A 2,455-nucleotide genomic window follows, 5' to 3' on the forward strand; every position below is an offset into this window, starting at 1 on the left:
GTCATGTTCTGTCTTATGGACGTGTCCGGGTCCATGGGCGAGCGCGAGAAGGATCTGGCCAAGCGCTTCTTCGTCTTGCTGCACCTGTTCTTGAAACGGCGCTACGACCGCATCGAGATTGTTTTCATCCGCCACACGCACCTGGCTCAGGAGGTCGACGAGGAAACATTTTTCTACAACACCCAAAGCGGCGGCACCGTCGTTTCCACCGCGCTGGAGGAAATGCACCGTATTATCACCAGCCGCTACCCGGCCCATGACTGGAACATCTATGCCGCCCAGGCCTCGGACGGCGACAATTTCGCCGGCGATTCGGAGCGATGCATTTCGCTGCTCAACGGCGAGCTCATGCGGCTGTGCCAGTATTTTGCCTATGTCGAGATCATCGACGAGCGTGAAGCTCATATTTTCGGCTCGACAGAAAACGGGACATCGCTCTGGCGTGCCTACAACTCCATCGACCAGAAATGGCCGAACTTCCAGATGAGCCGCATCGCCACACCCGCCGATATCTATCCGGTTTTTCGCCAGCTCTTCGGCAGGCAACCGGCCGCCCTCAAGAGGGCATGAGGGTTCCCGATGGCCAGACAAGCGAGCAAATCCAGCCTGCTTTTTTCAGGGTCCGACTGGGATTTCAAAACATTGTCGCGGGCCTATGACGCTATCGAGGCACTCGCGGTCGAAGAGCTTCATCTGGACACCTATCCCGTTCAGATGGAGATCATCTCGTCGCAGCAGATGCTCGACGCCTATTCGTCCATCGGCATGCCATTGATGTACCGTCACTGGTCTTTCGGCAAACATTTCCTCCACCAGGATTTGCTCTATCGCAAGGGCGGGCGGGGGCTTGCCTATGAACTGGTCATCAATTCCAATCCCTGCATCGTCTATCTGATGGAGGAAAACACCATGGCCCTGCAGGCCCTGGTGACGGCCCACGCAGCGCTCGGGCACAATCATTTCTTCAAGAACAATCAGCTGTTCAAACAGTGGACGGATGCGGGTGCGATCCTCAGCTACCTGGACTTCGCCAAGGGCTACATAGTCCGCTGCGAGGAGCGGCACGGCCTCGCCGCCGTCGAAGCTGTTCTCGATTCCGCCCACGCGCTGATGGATCAGGGCGTGTTTCGCTATCACCGGCCGCCGAGGTTGTCGTCGGAACGGCAACGCGAAGGAATTCGCGAGCGTCTCGAATACGAGGAGCGCTCCTACAACGACTTGTGGCGTACGCTGCCGGCCTCGCAGCAAGCGGCCAACGACAAGGGCCAGGACCCAGAGTGGAAGAAATCGCTCAATCTGCCCGAGGAAAACCTGCTCTATTTCCTGGAAAAGAACAGCCCAGTCCTGGAGCCCTGGCAGCGCGAGATCATCAGGATCGTTCGTGTCATCGCGCAATATTTTTACCCGCAACGGCAGACACAGGTGATGAACGAAGGTTGTGCCACTTTCGTGCACTATACGCTGATGAACATGCTGTTCGACCGCGGCCAGATCAGCGAAGGCGCCATGCTCGAAATCCTGCGCAATCATTCCAACGTGGTCTTCCAGCCGGCCTTCGACGATCCGCGTTTTTCAGGCATCAACCCCTATGCTCTCGGCCTCGACATGATGCAGGACATTCAGCGCATCTCGACCGAACCCACGGCCGAGGACCGCGATTGGTTCCCCGACATGGCCGGCCAGGGCAACTGGCGCGAGGTCCTGCTGGACGCCTGGGCCGAGCATCGCGACGAATCCTTCATCCGCCAGTACCTCAGCCCTGCCTTGATCCGGAAATGGCGGTTTTTTGTGCTCGGCGACGCTGCCGACCAGCCGCATTGCCTGGTCGCGTCCATCCACGATGAGCGCGGCTACGCCAAGATACGCGCCGCGCTCGCCAACAGTTATGATCTCGGCGCGAACCGGCCGGACATTCAGGTGGTGGATGTCGATCTGCTCGGCGACCGCCATTTGCGGCTGCAGCACAAGGTCAATGACGGCATCCTTCTCGAGGATGCCAGCCGCGACGCCACGCTTCGTCACATCCGCAGGCTTTGGGGTTATGAAGTCAGCCTGGCGGCCATGGATGCCGAGACCGGCGCGACGATCCACGAACGCTCGACGAGCCAGATCGCGGGATGACGGCACCCGGTCTCCCGGCGCACATCAGGCGTCGCCGGCTGGCCTGATCCTCAGCCTTGCGATCCGGTTCTTGTCGCGTTTCATGACGATGAAGCGCTTGCCGTGGAACGTAAAAGCCTGCTTCTCCTCGGGGATCGATTGCGTCTCGTGGATGACGAGGCCGGCAATGGTGGTTGCCTCCTCATCCGGCAGGTTCCAGTCGAGAGCCCGGTTGAGGTCACGGATCGGCACCGTACCGTCGACGACCACGGAGCCGTCGGCCTCCTGCTTGACGCCCTGTATGTCGACATCGTGCTCGTCGGCGATCTCGCCGACGAGCACGATGTCGACATAC

At 59.7% G+C, this 2,455-nt stretch carries 3 protein-coding genes; 2 read left to right on the forward strand and 1 reads right to left on the reverse strand.

The genetic code is table 11. The annotated features are described in order from the left end of the window. Both EN879_RS32015 and EN879_RS32020 read left to right on the forward strand, forming a co-directional pair. The coding region (locus EN879_RS32015; RefSeq protein ID WP_127274526.1) for a DUF444 family protein at positions 1–570 on the forward strand (570 nt) is incomplete at its 5' end. A 9-nt stretch (positions 571–579) separates the two neighbouring features. Further along, positions 580–2,121, forward strand: coding sequence for a SpoVR family protein (locus EN879_RS32020; protein ID WP_024503737.1), 1,542 nt, complete (start codon positions 580–582; stop codon positions 2,119–2,121). A 24-nt stretch (positions 2,122–2,145) separates the two neighbouring features. Here the strand turns inward: EN879_RS32020 and EN879_RS32025 are convergent. Beyond that, positions 2,146–2,455 (reverse strand): transporter associated domain-containing protein (locus tag EN879_RS32025; protein WP_281034618.1); only part of this gene is annotated, 310 nt, incomplete at its 5' end.

It is taken from the genome of Mesorhizobium sp. M7A.F.Ca.AU.002.02.1.1, assembly GCF_003998535.1.
Taxonomy (GTDB): Bacteria; Pseudomonadota; Alphaproteobacteria; order Rhizobiales; family Rhizobiaceae; genus Mesorhizobium; species Mesorhizobium ciceri.

Excerpts from the sequence above, each read along its gene's own strand:
- EN879_RS32020 (WP_024503737.1), top strand. The coding sequence starts at position 580 with ATGGCCAGACAAGCGAGCAAATCCAGCCTGCTTTTTTCAGGGTCCGAC.